Source organism: Pseudomonas sp. P9_31 (assembly GCF_034008235.1).
GTDB lineage: Bacteria > Pseudomonadota > Gammaproteobacteria > Pseudomonadales > Pseudomonadaceae > Aquipseudomonas.
Genome location: NZ_CP125375.1, coordinates 609,040 through 624,349 on the forward strand (window position 1 = coordinate 609,040; position 15,310 = coordinate 624,349).

General features: G+C 59.5%; 12 protein-coding genes. 11 read left to right on the plus strand and 1 reads right to left on the minus strand.

Translation table 11 applies throughout. The annotated features are described in order from the left end of the window. Positions 1–17: 17 nt before the first annotated feature. The 10 genes from bioB (at position 18) to QMK51_RS02770 (ending at position 12,647) form a co-directional block, all read left to right on the plus strand. Positions 18–1,073 carry a biotin synthase BioB gene (gene bioB / locus QMK51_RS02725; RefSeq protein ID WP_008008198.1) on the plus strand — a complete coding sequence of 352 codons (1,056 nt, stop codon included), beginning with the start codon at positions 18–20 and terminating at the stop codon, positions 1,071–1,073. Positions 1,074–1,312: 239 nt separating this feature from the next. After that, positions 1,313–2,491 (plus strand): 8-amino-7-oxononanoate synthase, encoded by a 1,179-nt coding sequence (bioF, locus tag QMK51_RS02730; RefSeq protein ID WP_320393107.1) that lies wholly within the window; start codon positions 1,313–1,315, stop codon positions 2,489–2,491. Beyond that, entirely contained in the window at positions 2,484–3,215 is a 732-nt protein-coding gene (locus tag QMK51_RS02735) for an alpha/beta fold hydrolase (RefSeq protein WP_320393108.1), read from the plus strand. The genes bioF and QMK51_RS02735 overlap by 8 nt, the downstream gene beginning before the upstream one ends. Further along, positions 3,208–4,020 (plus strand): malonyl-ACP O-methyltransferase BioC, encoded by an 813-nt coding sequence (bioC, locus tag QMK51_RS02740; protein WP_320393109.1) that lies wholly within the window; start codon positions 3,208–3,210, stop codon positions 4,018–4,020. The genes QMK51_RS02735 and bioC overlap by 8 nt, the downstream gene beginning before the upstream one ends. Beyond that, positions 4,017–4,697: a dethiobiotin synthase gene (gene bioD / locus QMK51_RS02745; protein WP_258698761.1), complete on the plus strand. Its 681-nt coding sequence runs from the start codon at positions 4,017–4,019 to the stop codon at positions 4,695–4,697. The genes bioC and bioD overlap by 4 nt, the downstream gene beginning before the upstream one ends. A 120-nt stretch (positions 4,698–4,817) precedes the next feature. Continuing rightward, positions 4,818–5,114, plus strand: a complete 297-nt coding sequence (locus QMK51_RS02750; RefSeq protein ID WP_105340933.1) for a pyrroloquinoline quinone biosynthesis protein PqqE — start codon at positions 4,818–4,820, stop codon at positions 5,112–5,114. A gap of 277 nt (positions 5,115–5,391) precedes the next feature. After that, positions 5,392–7,197: a phenylacyl-CoA dehydrogenase gene (locus tag QMK51_RS02755; RefSeq protein ID WP_007936490.1), complete on the plus strand. Its 1,806-nt coding sequence runs from the start codon at positions 5,392–5,394 to the stop codon at positions 7,195–7,197. Between the two features lie 226 nt (positions 7,198–7,423). Beyond that, complete coding sequence (locus QMK51_RS02760; protein WP_320393110.1) at positions 7,424–8,713, plus strand: GGDEF domain-containing protein; 1,290 nt, start codon at positions 7,424–7,426, stop codon at positions 8,711–8,713. 90 nt (positions 8,714–8,803) lie between these two features. Further along, a complete protein-coding gene (locus QMK51_RS02765) occupies positions 8,804–10,600 on the plus strand; it encodes an acyl-CoA dehydrogenase C-terminal domain-containing protein (protein ID WP_320393111.1) in 1,797 nt (598 codons plus the stop codon). 268 nt (positions 10,601–10,868) lie between these two features. After that, positions 10,869–12,647: an acyl-CoA dehydrogenase C-terminal domain-containing protein gene (locus QMK51_RS02770; protein ID WP_320393112.1), complete on the plus strand. Its 1,779-nt coding sequence runs from the start codon at positions 10,869–10,871 to the stop codon at positions 12,645–12,647. A gap of 225 nt (positions 12,648–12,872) precedes the next feature. On the opposite strand, the gene QMK51_RS02775 is transcribed toward QMK51_RS02770, so the two are convergent. Next, the gene (locus QMK51_RS02775; protein WP_320393113.1) at positions 12,873–13,793 is read right to left on the minus strand and encodes a LysR family transcriptional regulator; all 921 of its coding nucleotides are present in this window, start codon (positions 13,791–13,793) and stop codon (positions 12,873–12,875) included. Positions 13,794–13,962: 169 nt separating this feature from the next. On the opposite strand from QMK51_RS02775, the gene QMK51_RS02780 reads away from it, so the two are divergent. Further along, entirely contained in the window at positions 13,963–15,246 is a 1,284-nt protein-coding gene (locus QMK51_RS02780) for an aspartate aminotransferase family protein (RefSeq protein WP_320393114.1), read from the plus strand. Positions 15,247–15,310 lie beyond the last annotated feature (64 nt).

Genomic DNA, 15,310 nt, shown 5'->3' on the forward strand with positions numbered 1-15,310 from the left:
TAAACAAGGAAACGCCCATGAGCGCCAGCACCACTGCAACCCTGCGTCATGACTGGTCTTTGGCCGAAGTCAAAGCACTCTTCGTTCAGCCATTCAACGACCTGCTGTTTCAGGCGCAAACGGTGCACCGCGCGCATTTCGACGCCAATCGCGTCCAGGTTTCCACCCTGCTGTCGATCAAAACCGGCGCGTGCCCGGAAGATTGCAAATATTGTCCGCAGTCGGGCCACTACAACACTGGCCTTGAAAAAGAAAAACTAATGGAAGTGCAGAAGGTCCTCGAAGAGGCCGCTCGCGCCAAGGCCATCGGTTCGACCCGTTTCTGCATGGGCGCGGCGTGGAAACACCCGTCGGCCAAAGACATGCCTTACGTGCTGGAGATGGTCAAAGGCGTGAAGGCCATGGGCCTGGAAACCTGCATGACCCTCGGCCGTCTCGATCAGGACCAGACCGTCGCCCTGGCCGAAGCCGGCCTGGACTACTACAACCACAACCTCGACACCTCGCCGGAGTTCTACGGCAGCATCATCACCACCCGCACTTACAGCGAGCGCCTGCAAACCCTGGCCTACGTGCGTGATTCGGGGATGAAGATCTGCTCCGGCGGCATTCTCGGCATGGGCGAGTCCCTCGACGATCGCGCCAACCTGCTGATCCAGCTGGCCAACCTGCCAGAGCATCCGGAATCGGTGCCGATCAACATGCTGGTGAAAGTCGCCGGCACGCCGCTGGAAAATGCCGACGACGTCGATCCGTTCGATTTCATCCGCATGCTCGCGGTCGCCCGCATCCTGATGCCAAAATCCCACGTGCGCCTGTCCGCCGGCCGCGAAGCGATGAACGAACAGATGCAGGCCCTGGCCTTCTTTGCCGGCGCCAACTCGATTTTCTACGGCGAAAAACTGCTGACCACCGCCAACCCGCAGGCCGACAAGGACATGCAGTTGTTCTCGCGTCTGGGCATCCTGCCGGAAGCTCGCGAAGAGCACGCCGACGAAGTGCACCAGGCCGCCATCGAACAGGCACTGGTGGAGCAGAAGAGCAGCGAGCAGTTCTATAACGCTGCTGTCTGAAACCTTCACCGATTCCTCTGAAGGAATGCAAAACCCCTGTGGGAGCGAGCCTGCTCGCGATAGCAATTAGATATTCAACATAGATGTTGGATGTCATGGCCACATCGCGAGCAGGCTCGCTCCCACAAGGAACTGCGTAGAACCTGTGGGAGCGTGGCTTGCCCGCGATGGCCGCGACTCGGTTTCCAGCCAAGTCCATTGTTCCTGCATCAGATTGTGAAATGACCTTCGAGGCCTGCATGTCTTTCGATCTCAGCGCGCGCCTTGCTGCCCGTCGTGCCGAAAACCTTTATCGCCAGCGCCCATTGCTCGAAAGCCCCCAAGGCCCGGAAGTGGTGGTTGATGGTCAGCCGTTACTGGCGTTCTGTAACAACGACTACCTGGGCCTGGCCAATCACCCGCAAGTGATCGAAGCTTGGCGCGCCGGCGCGTCGCGTTGGGGCGTGGGCGGTGGTGCTTCGCATCTGGTGATCGGCCACAGCGGTCCGCATCACGCGTTGGAAGAAGCTCTTGCCGAGTTCACCGGGCGCCCACGAGCGCTGCTGTTCACCACCGGTTACATGGCCAACCTTGGCGCGGTCACCGCATTGGTCGGGCAGGGCGATACAGTGCTGGAAGACCGACTCAATCATGCGTCGTTGCTGGATGCAGGGTTGTTGTCCGGTGCGCGTTTTAATCGTTATCTGCATAACGACGCGGCCAGCTTGGCCAAGCGCCTTGAGAAGGCCACCGGCAATACGCTGGTGGTTACCGATGGCGTGTTCAGCATGGACGGCGACATCGCCGACCTGCCGGCGCTGGCGCGGGAAGCCAAGGCCAAAGGCGCTTGGCTGATGGTCGATGACGCGCACGGTTTTGGTCCGCTGGGCGCCAATGGCGGCGGGATCGTCGAGCATTTCGGTCTGAGTCAGGAAGACGTGCCGGTCTTGGTCGGCACCCTCGGCAAGGCTTTCGGTACGGCCGGTGCTTTTGTGGCTGGCAGTGAAGAGCTGATCGAAAGCCTGATCCAGTTCGCTCGCCCTTACATCTACACCACCAGCCAACCGCCGGCGCTGGCCTGCGCGACGCTGAAAAGCCTGGAGCTGCTACGCAGTGAACACTGGCGACGTGAGCATCTGCAGACGCTGATTCGCCAGTTCCGCCAAGGCGCCGAACAGATTGGTCTGGAGTTGATGGACAGCTTCACGCCGATCCAGCCGATCATGATCGGCGATGCCGGGCGTGCGGTTCGACTGTCGCAGATGCTGCGCGAACGCGGCCTGATGGTGACAGCGATTCGTCCACCGACTGTGCCCGCGGGCAGCGCACGCTTGCGTGTAACCCTGACCGCCGCTCACAGCGAGGCGCAGGTACAGCTATTGTTAGATGGACTGGCCGATTGTTTTCAACAACTGGGACCGGAGCCAAGCCATGCGTGATCGTCTGATTCTGCTGCCGGGTTGGGGTCTCGGGATTTCGCCGCTGGAACCCTTGGCGGCTGCCTTGCAGGGCCTGGATGAGCACCTGCGCGTCGAGATCGAGCCATTGCCGGAACTGGAATCGAGCGACCTTGAAGAATGGCTCGATGAGTTGGACTCCACGTTGCCACAGGATGCCTGGCTCGGTGGCTGGTCGTTGGGCGGCATGCTGGCGTCCGAATTGGCGGCGCGACGCGGTGACCGCTGCTGCGGCCTGGTGACCCTGGCGAGTAACTCTTCTTTTGTCGCCCATGAGCAGTGGCCGAGCGCGATGCCCGGCGAGACCTTCGATGCGTTTCTGGCCGGCTGCAAGGCTGACCTGCGCGTGACGTTGAAACGCTTCTCGCTGTTGTGCGCACAAGGCGCCGCAGACCCACGCGGGATATCGCGACTCTTGTTTGCTGGTGCACCGCATACGTCTTCGCCGGTGCTGATAAGCGGCCTGGAGTTGCTCGCACAACTGGACACCCTGCGAGCGTTGCAGGCGTTTCGTGGTCCGCAATTGCACTTGTTTGGCGGCCTCGACGGGCTGGTTCCGGCCGAAGCGGCGGGGGATCTGCTGACGTTACTGCCGGATGTTGAAATCGGTCTGATTGAACAGGCCAGTCACGCGTTTCTTCTGGAAGACCCCCACGGTGTGGCGGGGGCGATTCAGGCCTTCTTGCATGAGTTCGGTGATGACTGATTTATCCCTTCCCAACCTGCCCGGCGGCTTGCCCGACAAACGCCAGGTGGCAGCGTCGTTTTCCCGTGCGGCGGCGAGCTACGACAGCGTCGCCGAATTGCAGCGCGACGTGGGCAGCGAGTTGTTGCGTCGGTTGCCGGAGGATTTTGTCCCTGCTCGTTGGCTGGATATGGGCTGCGGCACCGGGTATTTCAGCCGTGCGCTCGGTGAGCGTTTTCCTGCCGGTCACGGACTGGCCCTTGATATTGCAGAAGGCATGCTCAATCACGCCCGTCCCTTGGGTGGCGCCACCCATTTCATCGCGGGTGACGCCGAGCGCTTGCCGTTGCAGGATTCGACCTGCGACCTGATCTTCTCCAGCCTGGCGGTGCAATGGTGCGCGGATTTCGCCTCGGTGCTCAATGACGCGTATCGGGTGCTGAAACCGGGCGGCATTTTCGCGTTTGCTAGTCTGTGTGTAGGCACGCTGTACGAATTGCGCGACAGCTGGCGTCAGGTGGATGGCATGGTGCATGTCAACCGCTTCCGCGAGTTCGGTGTTTACCAACAGCTTTGCGCGGGCAGCGGCTTGAAGGTCGTCAGCCTCGAAACTCAGCCGCATGTGCTGCATTACCCCGATGTCCGCAGCCTGACCCATGAGCTGAAGGCACTCGGGGCGCACAACCTGAACCCCGGTCGGCCGGGCGGTTTGACCGGCAGGGCGCGGATCCTCGGCTTGATCGAGGCTTATGAGCAGTTTCGTCAGGCACAGGGACTGCCGGCGACTTATCAAGTGGTTTACGCCGTGTTGGAGAAACCCTTATGAGCGCAGCCTATTTCATCGCCGGCACTGACACCGATGTCGGCAAGACCACCATCGCCGCCGGTTTGCTGCATGCCGCGCGATTGGCGGGTTTGAGCACGGCGGCGGGCAAACCGGTGGCCTCCGGTTGCGAGCTGACGCCCAAGGGATTGCGCAACGCCGATGCGCTGGCATTGTTTGCCGAGTGTTCGGTGCCTTTGACTTATGAACAGGTCAATCCGGTCGCGTTCGAACCGGCGATCGCCCCGCATCTGGCGGCGCGGGAGGCTGGTGTGGCGTTGACCGTGCAATCGCTGTTGACCCCGATGCGGCAGATTCTCGACATGCAGGCGGACTTCACCTTGATCGAAGGCGCTGGCGGCTGGCGAGTGCCGTTGGCGGATCAGGACAATCTGTCGGACCTGGCGATGGCGCTGGATCTGCCGGTGATTCTTGTGGTCGGCGTGCGCCTGGGCTGTATCAACCATGCGCTGCTGACGGCTGAGGCGATTGCTCGGGATGGTTTGCAGCTGGCAGGGTGGGTGGCCAACATCATCGATCCCAAGACCTCGCGCCTGGAAGAGAACCTCGCGACGCTGGCCGAGCGCATTCCCGCGCCGTGCCTGGGCCGGGTGCCGAAACTCAAGTCAGTGACAGCCGAAGCGGTGGCCGAGTTTCTACAGCTGGATCTGCTGGACTGAGGTTTCTGGGTTAGGTGTTACCTATGACAAGGCACTGTGCCATTAGTGTTTTTGTCGGGCCTTTTGTCGGCGTGTCTGGTTCAATGGCCGCTGTTGATCCTTTGTCGGACGAGTTCCCCCATGGAAATCTCAGGAAACACCGCTTTTTATGCCGGTCTGAGCACTATTCAGACAGGGCAGAACCGCGTCGATCAGGCTTCGGGCCAGATCGCCAACAACACCATCGAGCGTTCGGTCACCAGTCAGTCTTCCGAGGTTCAGGTGGATCGTCTGCGCTCGGTAGATCGCAGCCAGCAATCGGACTTGGCCAGCAATATGGTCGAGATGTCCCAGGGCAAGTTCCAGGTGGAACTTGGCGTCAAAGTCGCCAAGGCATCCGATGAAATGCTCGGTACGTTGATCGATACCTACGCCTGATTTCTCGCTTAGTCCGCTACTCCAACGCCGCGCCTGTTCGCGGCGTTTTTCTGCGTAAGTCCTTCTGCCTCAACTAATCTCTCCAACATGACGTGTTGCTCATTCAACGGCGATGCGTAACGGTGTGGGCGGCGTTTTCAGGGGGCGATGACGAATGGCAAAAGATCGACGCTTGACAAGATTTGGGCGTAAACGTATGTTTCAAACAACTGTTTGACCGTCACAACAAATCGACACGGTCGTTCATTCCCGGTTACATCAGCAGAGGTTTATCGCTATGCCTGACTACAAGGCCCCCTTGCGTGATATTCGCTTCGTTCGTGACGAACTGCTCGGCTACGAAGCGCACTATCAGAGCCTTCCGGCTTGCCAGGACGCAACTCCGGACATGGTTGACGCCATTCTCGAAGAAGGCGCCAAGTTTTGTGAGCAAGTGCTGGCGCCGCTGAACCGCGTGGGTGACACCGAAGGCTGCACCTGGAGCGAGTCCGGCGTTAAAACCCCGACCGGTTTCAAAGAAGCCTACAAGCAATTCGTCGAAGGTGGCTGGCCAAGCCTGGCTCACGACGTAGAGCACGGCGGCCAGGGCCTGCCGGAGTCTTTGGGTCTGGCCGTCAGCGAAATGGTCGGCGAGGCCAACTGGTCGTGGGGCATGTACCCAGGCCTGTCCCATGGCGCGATGAACACCATTTCCGAGCACGGCACGCCTGAGCAACAAGAGGCTTACCTGACCAAACTGGTCTCCGGCGAATGGACCGGCACCATGTGCCTGACCGAACCGCACTGCGGCACTGACCTGGGCATGTTGCGCACCAAGGCCGAGCCTCAGGCCGACGGGTCCTACAAAGTGTCCGGCACCAAGATCTTCATCTCGGCCGGCGAACACGATATGGCCGATAACATCGTCCACATCGTTCTGGCACGTCTGCCGGACGCACCGGCCGGCACCAAAGGCATTTCCCTGTTCATCGTTCCGAAATTCCTGCCGAACGCAGACGGCTCGATCGGCGCACGCAACGCTGTGAGCTGCGGTTCCCTGGAACACAAAATGGGCATCCACGGTAACGCCACCTGCGTGATGAACTTCGACGCGGCCACCGGTTACCTGATCGGCCCGGCGAACAAAGGCCTGAACTGCATGTTCACCTTTATGAACACCGCGCGTCTGGGTACTGCGCTGCAAGGTCTGGCGCACGCCGAGATCGGCTTCCAGGGCGGTCTGAAATACGCTCGCGATCGTCTGCAAATGCGCTCCCTGACTGGCCCGAAAGCGCCGGACAAAGCCGCTGACCCGATCATCGTTCACCCTGACGTACGCCGCATGCTGTTGACCATGAAGGCTTTCGCCGAAGGCAACCGTGCGATGGTTTACTTCACCGCCAAGCAAGTCGACATCGTCAAGTACGGCGTCGATGAAGAAGAGAAGAAGAAAGCCGACGCGCTGCTGGCGTTCATGACGCCGATCGCCAAAGCCTTCATGACTGAAGTCGGTTTCGAATCCGCTAACCATGGCGTGCAGATCTACGGCGGTCACGGCTTCATCGCCGAGTGGGGCATGGAACAGAACGTTCGCGACAGCCGCATTTCGATGCTGTACGAAGGCACCACCGGCATCCAGGCACTGGACCTGCTGGGCCGTAAAGTGCTGATGACTCAAGGCGAAGCGCTCAAAGGCTTCACCAAGATCGTCCACAAGTTCTGCCAGAGCAACGAAGGCAATGACGCGGTCAAAGAGTTCGTCGAGCCATTGGCTGCGCTGAACAAAGAGTGGGGCGAGTTGACCATGAAGGTCGGTATGGCCGCCATGAAAGACCGCGAAGAAGTTGGCGCGGCGTCGGTGGACTACCTGATGTACTCCGGTTACGCGTGCCTTGCCTACTTCTGGGCTGACATGGCGCGTCTGGCGGCCGAGAAACTGGCTGCCGGTACCACCGAAGAGGCGTTCTACACCGCCAAGCTGCAGACTGCGCGCTTCTACTTCCAGCGCATCCTGCCGCGTACCCGCACTCACGTTGCAACCATGCTGTCGGGCGCCAACAACCTGATGGACATGAAAGAAGAAGACTTCGCACTGGGTTACTAAGCCCTACGCAGTCCATTCTCAAAGCCGCTGCTTCCTCGGGAGCAGCGGCTTTTTTATGCCTGACGCAAACGATCACGTCTGTAAATATTCCTGACTAAAACGCTAAGAAGAACGACTTTGCTGCCGTTAAAGAGGCTGCGATGTGACACACGTCTCGTTGCACGTGCTTGGCTGCTCCAAATGCAGGCACAATGCCATCCTTGTTTGCCGGGTCGGAGCTTTACCCTTGCCGCGTTCTTCCGCTGTACGTTTCAGCCATTTCTTGCCATCACTGCTGTTGTTGCTCGCAGGGCTTGCGGCTGCTTACGTCAAGGATCTCAACGTCTTCTTCACTTCGCTGTTCAACGTGCTGCCCACGCTGGTGTTGTTGCTCGGCGGCGCGTATTGCGCGGTTTACCGACGTCAGCGTGAACTGTTTCTGATGGTCACGGTGTACATCGCCTACTTCCTGCTCGACACCCAGACCGACTACTACCGTGACAATGGCAAAGTTCGTGAAGACGCCGCGGTGGTGTTCCATCTGTGCTGTCTGTTGCTGCCGTTGCTCTTTGGCTTGTTCGCCGCCTGGCAGGAGCGCACCCACCTGTTCCAGGACATGGTGGCGCGCTTCGCCGTGTTGCTGGCGTTCGGCAGCGTGGCGCTGGGGCTGGAGCAAAGTTACCCACAGGCGCTGTTGATGTGGCTGTCGGAGATCCGTTGGCCAGCCCTGCATGGCGCCTGGATGAGCCTGATCCAGTTGTCTTATCCAGTGTTCATCGCCTCGTTTCTATTACTGACCTGGCAATACTGGCGCAATCCAAGACCTTTGCACGCTGCGCAGCTAGTGGGGCTGTTGGGATTGTTCTGGATGTTGCCGAAAACCTTCATCCTGCCCTTCACCCTGAACATCATGTGCAGCCAGGTGATGTTGATGATTGCCGCCGCGGTTGCCCATGAGGCCTATCAGATGGCCTTCCGCGATGAACTCACGGGGCTGCCGGGGCGCCGCGCCCTGAACGAACGCATGCAACGGCTGGGGCGCAATTACGTGCTGGCCATGAGTGATGTCGATCACTTCAAGAAATTCAACGACACCCATGGCCACGATGTCGGCGATCAGGTGTTGCGACTGGTGGCCAGCAAGTTGTCGAAAATCAGCGGCGGCGGTAGGGCGTATCGCTATGGCGGTGAAGAATTTGCTCTGGTGTTCGCAGGTAAAACCCTCGAAGAGTGCATGCCGCACCTGGAGGTCATCCGCGAATCCATCGCCACTTACAACATCCAGCTGCGTAATCAGGACAGCCGTCCCCAGGATGATCAGCAGGGACGCCAGCGCCGCGCCGGCTCGGGCACCTCGAGTGTATCGGTCACTGTCAGCATCGGCGTCGCCGAACGGCTGGAGCAGCGCACCCCCGAAGAAGTGCTCAAATCCGCTGACCAGGCGCTCTACAGTGCCAAGGGTGCGGGGCGAAACTGTGTGATGGCCTTCGGTCAGAACCGCCGTGGCGCAGTGCGCATGGACGCCGCTGCGGGTTGAGTGATGATGGCGCATTCAGCGTCTGGACTGTGATTGTGAGGCGTGGTGCACGGCAGTAGGTTTGAGCCATCTGCTGCCGGAGAAATGACCATGCCCGAGTACAAAGCTCCCCTGCGCGACATGCGCTTTCTGATCGACCATGTCTTCGATTTTCACCGCGACTACGCCGCGCTGGGCGCCACCGATGCCAGCCCGGACATGATCAATGCGATCCTTGAAGAAGGCGCGAAATTCTGTGAGAACGTTCTCGCACCGCTGAACCGCAGTGGCGACGAAGAAGGCTGCCATTTCGACAACGGCGTGGTTACAACGCCTACAGGCTTCAAGCAAGCATTCGCACAATACGTTGAAGGCGGCTGGCATGGTCTGGCGGCGGATCCAGCTTACGGCGGCCAGGGTTTGCCAAGTTCTTTGGGGTTGGTCATCAGTGAAATGGTCGGCTCCAGCAACACCTCCTGGGGCATGTACCCTGGCCTGACTCACGGTGCGATGTCAGCCATCCATGCTCATGGCACCGAAGAGCAGAAACAGACCTACCTGAGCAAGCTCACCGCTGGCCAATGGACCGGCACCATGTGCCTGACCGAAGCCCATTGCGGCACCGATCTGGGCATTATCAAGACCCGCGCCGTGCCTCAGGCCGACGGCAGTTACGCGATCTCCGGCAGCAAGATCTTCATCTCCGCCGGCGAACACGACATGAGTGACAACATCATTCATCTGGTGCTGGCCAAACTGCCGGACGCGCCGGCAGGGACCAAGGGTATTTCGCTGTTTATCGTTCCTAAATTCCTACCCAATGCCGAAGGTGAAGCGGGCGAGCGCAACGGCGTTTCCTGCGGCTCGATCGAGCACAAAATGGGCATCAAGGCCTCGGCCACCTGCGTGCTGAATTTCGACGACGCCAAGGGTTTCTTGATCGGTGAACCGAACAAGGGCCTGAACTGTATGTTCACCATGATGAACCACGCGCGGCTTGGCACCGGGATGCAAGGTTTGTGTCTGGGGGAGGTGAGCTTCCAGGGCGCGATCAGGTACGCCAACGACCGTCTGCAAATGCGCTCACTCACCGGACCGAAAGCACCGGAAAAACCCGCTGACCCGATCATCGTTCATCCCGATGTGCGCAGGATGTTGCTGACCATGAAGGCCTTCAACGAAGGCAACCGGGCGCTGACTTATTTCACCGCACAGTTGCTGGACGCTGCGCATATGAGCCCGGATGAAACGGCGCGCCAGAACGCCGAGGATTTGCTGGCATTCCTGACGCCGATCTGCAAAGCCTTCATGACCGACACCGGATTGGAGGTGACCAACCTCGGCATGCAGGTGTTTGGCGGCCACGGTTTCATTCGTGAGTGGGGCATGGAGCAGTTGGTTCGTGACTGTCGGATCGCGCCGATCTACGAAGGCACCAACGGCATTCAGGCGCTGGATCTGCTTGGGCGAAAAGTCCTCGGCAGTCAGGGAAAACTGCTGCGCGGGTTCACCAAAATCGTCCACAAGCTCTGTGCGGCAAATGCGGAGCATCCACAACTCGGCAGCTATGTGGCGCAACTCAACGGTCTGAATCAGCAGTGGGGCGAGTTGACCACCAAGGTCGGCATGGCGGCGATGAAAAATCCGGATGAAGTCGGCGCCGCGTCGGTGGATTACTTGATGTACAGCGGCTACATCATCCTCGGCTACCTGTGGCTACGCATGGCATTGGTGGCTCAGGCGCAGTTGGAGGCGGGCAGCGGTGATGCCGATTACTGCCGGGGCAAGTTGGCGACCAGCGAGTTTTACTTCAAGCGTTTGCTGCCGCGTACTTCCGCTCATCGGGCGGCCATCGAGGCGGGCAGTGATTGCCTGATGACGCTGCCGGCGGAGTTGTTTGCGCTCTGACGAATATTTGAAAAGCTTCGCGGGCAAGCCTCGCTCCTACAGTTTGTTGTCGTTCATGTGAAATGCGTGCGACATGACCTGTAGGAGCGAGGCTTGCCCGCGAATGCGTTCTGGAAGGCGAGAACAGTCTCGGCTGAAATGCCTATGACTAAAAATAACAAAACAGTCATGAGTTGACCCTATGTGTCGTAAAAGTTGTTGAGGTACACTCGGACACAACGAAATCACTATTCTACGAACCACCTGTTTAGATCCTGCGAGGTTTGCCATGGCTGACTACAAAGCGCCCCTGCGCGATATGCGCTTCGTCCTCAATGAAGTTTTCGAGGTCGCCAAACTCTGGGCCGAATTGCCTGCGCTGGCCGAGACTGTCGATGCTGAAACTGTCGAAGCCATTCTGGAAGAAGCCGGCAAGGTCACCAGCAAAAGCATCGCGCCCCTGAGCCGTGCAGCTGACGAAGAAGGTTGTCACTGGGCCGACGGTGCCGTCACCACCCCGGCCGGTTTCCCGCAGGCGTATCAGACCTACGCTGAAGGCGGTTGGGTCGGTGTCGGTGGCGATCCGACCTACGGCGGCATGGGCATGCCCAAGGCTGTTTCGGCGCAGGTCGAAGAAATGGTCAACTCCGCGAGCCTGTCGTTCGGTCTGTACCCAATGTTGACTGCCGGCGCTTGCCTGTCGATCAACGCCCACGCCAGCGAAGAGCTGAAAGCGGCGTACCTGCCAAACATGTACGCCGGTGTCTGGGCCGGTTCCATGTGCCTGACCGAGCCGCACGCCGGTACAGACCTTGGGATTATCCGCACCAGGGCCGAGCCCCAGGCCGACGGCTCCTACAAAGTCAGCGGCACCAAAATCTTCATCACCGGCGGCGAGCACGACCTGACCGAGAACATCATCCACCTGGTACTGGCCAAACTGCCGGATGCGCCAGCGGGACCGAAGGGTATTTCGCTGTTCCTGGTGCCGAAGTTCCTGGTCAATGCCGATGGCAGCCTCGGTGCGCGCAACCCGGCGACCTGTGGTTCGATCGAACACAAGATGGGCATCCAGGCGTCCGCGACCTGCGTGATGAACTTCGACGAAGCCTTGGGTTACCTGGTCGGCGAGCCGAATAAAGGTTTGGCGGCGATGTTCACCATGATGAACTACGAGCGTCTGGGTGTCGGCATCCAGGGCCTGGCCACTGGCGAGCGCTCCTACCAGAACGCGATCGAATACGCTCGTGACCGTCTGCAGAGCCGTTCGCCGACCGGCGCGCAGAGCAAGGACAAAGTGGCTGACCCGATCATCGTCCACCCGGATGTACGTCGCATGCTGCTGACCATGAAAGCCTCGAACGAAGGCGGTCGTGCCTTCTCCACTTATGTGGCAATGCAACTGGACACCGCCAAGTTCAGCGAAGACGCCACTACCCGCAAGCGCGCAGAAGATCTGGTCGCACTGCTGACCCCTGTGGCCAAGGCATTCCTGACCGACCTGGGGCTGGAAACCACTGTTCACGGCCAGCAGATTTTTGGCGGCCACGGCTACATCCGTGAGTGGGGCCAGGAACAACTGGTTCGAGACGTGCGCATTACCCAGATCTACGAAGGCACCAACGGCATTCAGGCGCTGGACCTTGTAGGACGCAAGATCGTTGGCAGCGGCGGGGCGTTCTACAAACTGTTCGCTGACGAGATTCGTCATTTCACCGCGACGGCCAGTGCTGACCTGGCGGAGTTCACCAAGCCGCTGAATGACGCGGTGGACACTCTCGACGAACTGACTGCGTGGTTGCTGGACCGTGCAAAAAACAACCCGAACGAAATCGGCGCTGCTTCGGTCGAGTATCTACAAGCATTCGGTTACACGGCTTACGCCTACATGTGGGCTCTGATGGCCAAGGCAGCTTTCGGTAAAGAAGCGCAGGACGATTTCTACGCGAGCAAACTCGGTACGGCACGGTTCTATTTCGCACGTTTGCTGCCGCGTATTCACTCGTTGAGCGCGTCGGTGAAGGCGGGTAGCGAGTCGCTGTTCCTGCTGGATGCAGGACAATTCTGACCCTGTAGCGTTATGTAAGCATTCTCTTACATGACGTGCTGCTGTTTTCCCATAGGCGCAGATTGGATCCAGAGCTAATCTACTTCACATGGACGTCGCGCAGGAAGCGCAAAGCAATAACACGGACACGTAGGATTCTGCCAGGACGGCGGAGTGAAATGGATGTCAGGGAAACAGTCTGCAAAGCCCCGCTTCGGCGGGGTTTTCTTTTGCCTGCAAAAAAGTTCAGCTCAACCCATCCAGGGCTGTCGGGCTGCGCAAGTGCTCATCCATCACCTCTTCCAGCAATGTCCGCAACAATGTCAGCGAAGCCTGTTGCCGCTGCACATCACGACACACCAACCCGACTTTCAGTGGCACCCGCGGTTCGCTCAGTGGTTTCCACAACAGTGCCTGGTCGCCATGGGTATTTTTCGAGCGTCCGGGCAGCACGGTCGCCAGTCGCGTGTGCGGCAGGCTGTCGAGAATCCCCGCCATGTTGTTCAGTTCAGCCTGTACCTGCGGGCGACGTCCCAGATTGGCTAATTGGGCCTGCCAGATCTGCCGCACCTGGAACTCTTCACCCAGTAGCAACATGGGTAACTCGGCGGCCTGGCTCATGGAGACTTTCTTGAATTCCCGCAACGGGTGGCCCGCCGGGATGACGAGCGTCAGTTCATCTTCGTACAACTGCACGCCGTGCAAACCCGGCTGACGGGGCGGCAGGTAGCTGATGCCGATGTCCAGAGAGCCATTGAGTAGCCGCCGCTCGATTTCCAGGCCCGTCAATTCATAGATCTGCACCACCAAATGCGGCTGCGCCTTGCGCACGCGTTCGAGCATCTGCGGCACCAGGCTGGAATGGACGGTCTGCAGCACGCCGATGGCCAAGGTTCGCAGCGCCTTGCCTTTAAAGTTGCCCAAGGCTTCGCGCGCGCGTTGCAGGCCATCGAGCAAGGGCAGGGCATGGTTGTAAAGCGTGTGGGCCGCCAAGGTGGGCAGCAGACGTTTGCTGCTGCGTTCGAACAGGCTCACATCGAGGTTTTGTTCGAGTTGACGGATCTGCTGGGACAACGCCGGTTGGGAGATTGAAAGCCGCTCGGCGGCCCGACCGACGTGGCCTTCTTCGTAGACCGCGACGAAATAACGCAGTTGCTTGAAATCCATAACTAATACTTATCGAAAATGCTGAGAAATCGAAATGGCCCAGTGCCTTGCCTGCGCCTAGTCTAACCGCATTCACAGGGCTTACAGGGCCAGAAAGCACGATGAATACCGGTTACGACGATGGTGTTTACATAGGCAAGGCAAAAAACCTCGGACGAGGTTTTATCCGATGAATCTGTTCAACCTGCGACGCAAGGCTCCGAGCCTTGACGACCTGGCGATGGGCGCCTCCCTGCCGCCCGGAAGCGACAACTTTTCCAGCGAGTGCCTGATGCCCAGCGTCGAACGGCCGGAACAGATTTTCGTGCGGGGCCAAGGGTCCTGGTTGTGGGACAGCGATGATCGTGCTTATCTCGATTTCTCACAGGGTAGCGGCGCCAATAGCCTCGGACACAGCCCTTCAGTACTGGTCAAAGTGCTTTCGGAACAGGCTCAGTCGCTGATCAACCCAGGTTTCGGTTTGCACAACCGTGGCATGCACAACCTCGCCGAGCGGCTCTGCACCAGTACCGGCAGTGACCAGGCGTACCTGCTCAACAGTGGCAGCGAGGCCTGTGAAGCGGCTATCAAACTGGCGCGCAAATGGGGCCAGCGACATCGTGGCGGTGCTTCACGGATTATCGTCGCCAGTAAAGGTTGTCATGGCCGTAGTCTCGGGACGATTTCGGCGTCGGACAGTTCGAATCTGGTCAACCGATTCGAGCCGCAGCTGCCGGGCTTCAGTCATGTCCCGTTCAATGACCTGCCTGCCTTGCATGCAGCCGTGGACGCCCAGACTGTTGCGATCATGCTCGAACCGATCCAGAGCGAGGCCGGGGTGATTCCGGCCACCGAGCACTACCTCAAAGAGGTCGAGCGCCTGTGTCGTGAGCTTGGCATCTTGCTGATACTCGACGAAGTGCAAACCGGCGTCGGCCGCTGCGGCACCTTGCTCGCCGAACAGTCCTACGGCGTGCGGGCAGATATCGTCGTGCTCGGCAAAGGGCTCGGCGGTGGCGTGCCATTGGCGGCGTTGCTGGCGCGAGGCAAGGCCTGTTGTTTCGAAACCGGCGAAATGACCGGTACTCATCACGGCAACGTGTTGATGAGTGCGGCCGGTCTTGTCGTGCTCGACAACGTGCAGGACAAGGGTTTCCTCGATCATGTGCGGGAATCTGGTCAGCATCTGTGCGAAGGCTTGAGTCGTCTGGCTCATCGCTACGGTCACGGCGAATTGCGCGGCCAAGGGCTGCTCTGGGGTCTTGGTCTGTCCGACGACTCGGCTGACGCCGTAGTCAAAGCGGCGTTGTACGAAGGCTTGCTGCTCAACGCCCCGCAACCCGATTGCCTGCGCTTTACCCCGGCCCTCACTGTCAGCAAGGCCACTATCGACGAAATGCTCCTGCGCCTGGCCCGCGCCTTCTCCCGCGTAAGCACCGCGCAACTGCAGTGCCGCAAAGGGATTGCAGTCTGATCAGACCCGTCTTACACGAGTTCCCGAACCGTCTCGCGGTATAACGCAGCGCCCTACGCCTGAA

What these genes read in the sequence shown, in the direction of transcription:
- bioB (WP_008008198.1), top strand. Translation starts at nt 18, where the DNA reads ATGAGCGCCAGCACCACTGCAACCCTGCGTCATGACTGGTCTTTGGCC.
- bioF (WP_320393107.1), top strand. Translation starts at nt 1,313, where the DNA reads ATGTCTTTCGATCTCAGCGCGCGCCTTGCTGCCCGTCGTGCCGAAAAC.
- QMK51_RS02735 (WP_320393108.1), top strand. Translation starts at nt 2,484, where the DNA reads ATGCGTGATCGTCTGATTCTGCTGCCGGGTTGGGGTCTCGGGATTTCG.
- bioC (WP_320393109.1), top strand. Translation starts at nt 3,208, where the DNA reads ATGACTGATTTATCCCTTCCCAACCTGCCCGGCGGCTTGCCCGACAAA.
- bioD (WP_258698761.1), top strand. Translation starts at nt 4,017, where the DNA reads ATGAGCGCAGCCTATTTCATCGCCGGCACTGACACCGATGTCGGCAAG.
- QMK51_RS02750 (WP_105340933.1), top strand. Translation starts at nt 4,818, where the DNA reads ATGGAAATCTCAGGAAACACCGCTTTTTATGCCGGTCTGAGCACTATT.
- QMK51_RS02755 (WP_007936490.1), top strand. Translation starts at nt 5,392, where the DNA reads ATGCCTGACTACAAGGCCCCCTTGCGTGATATTCGCTTCGTTCGTGAC.
- QMK51_RS02765 (WP_320393111.1), top strand. Translation starts at nt 8,804, where the DNA reads ATGCCCGAGTACAAAGCTCCCCTGCGCGACATGCGCTTTCTGATCGAC.
- QMK51_RS02770 (WP_320393112.1), top strand. Translation starts at nt 10,869, where the DNA reads ATGGCTGACTACAAAGCGCCCCTGCGCGATATGCGCTTCGTCCTCAAT.
- QMK51_RS02775 (WP_320393113.1), bottom strand. Translation starts at nt 13,793, where the DNA reads ATGGATTTCAAGCAACTGCGTTATTTCGTCGCGGTCTACGAAGAAGGC.
- QMK51_RS02780 (WP_320393114.1), top strand. Translation starts at nt 13,963, where the DNA reads ATGAATCTGTTCAACCTGCGACGCAAGGCTCCGAGCCTTGACGACCTG.